Annotated in this window: 1 protein-coding gene; it reads left to right on the top strand. The window is 64.1% G+C overall.

Translation table 11 applies throughout. The features are described from left to right. Nucleotides 1-376: hypothetical protein (locus tag QN347_RS19560; RefSeq protein ID WP_323494363.1), on the top strand; the 376-nt coding region annotated here is incomplete at both ends.

Below are 376 nucleotides of genomic sequence, written 5' to 3'. Positions count from 1 at the left end.
CAACAAGAAAAACCCGATCCCCAGCAGACCCGCGAAATTGTAGAACTCGAAGCTACCCCGAACAATAAAAAAATCGGGATCGGCGGCGGACTCACGACTGCGGTACTGCTGGAGTCCGGCGTGCGTGCGGAGAACGGCTTCCAGGGTGCACCCTCCCGCGCCATGTGGGGCGTCATCGACCCGGCGAACCAGTATGCCTTCCAGTGGAACCGACTCGCCGGCGTGAGCTGGGTCGCGGGCCCCGGGGAGCCCGTGGTCTCCAATCCCGCTGAGGACCAGATTCGGGTCACCTTCGACGCCTGCTCCGCGTTCGCCCAAGCGAACGTGGGCTACGTGCTCGCAGACGACCACCGTCTTGACGCGACCTGCCTGAAGC

Source organism: Sphingomonas sp. 10B4 (assembly GCF_035019905.1).
In the GTDB taxonomy this organism is placed as follows: domain Bacteria; phylum Pseudomonadota; class Alphaproteobacteria; order Sphingomonadales; family Sphingomonadaceae; genus Sphingomonas; species Sphingomonas glacialis.
Note: the sequence above shows the minus strand (reverse complement) of the source record. Positions and strands in the feature narration are given on the sequence as shown.